This window comes from Paraburkholderia sp. SIMBA_030, assembly GCF_046535245.1.
Lineage (GTDB): Bacteria > Pseudomonadota > Gammaproteobacteria > Burkholderiales > Burkholderiaceae > Paraburkholderia.
The window spans coordinates 1-228 of sequence record NZ_JAWRXB010001867.1; the positions used below are offsets into that span (position 1 = coordinate 1).

1 protein-coding gene is annotated in these 228 nt (G+C 56.6%); it reads left to right on the forward strand.

What is annotated here, in order from left to right; translation table 11 throughout:
* Positions 1-159: 159 nt before the first annotated feature.
* Positions 160-228 (forward strand): hypothetical protein (locus SB772_RS46460; protein ID WP_410839329.1); only part of this gene is annotated, 69 nt, incomplete at its 3' end.

Consider the following 228-nt stretch of genomic DNA (forward strand, 5'->3'; position numbering starts at 1 on the left):
TCCAGGCAGACACGCTCGACGGGAACGGTTTCCTCCGCCGTCACGGCCGTGCCTGAGTGTTTATTGGGGCGGTCGCCGTACTGATTCTTTGGGCCCTGCCCGGTCCGTTGCTGGGTTTTCTCCGATACTTGGAAACTGGTCGTCAACACGAGTACCACCATGGTGATTTTCCTAATGGTTTTCATCATCCAGAGCACTGCAAACGGGGATACGGTGGCGATGCATGTG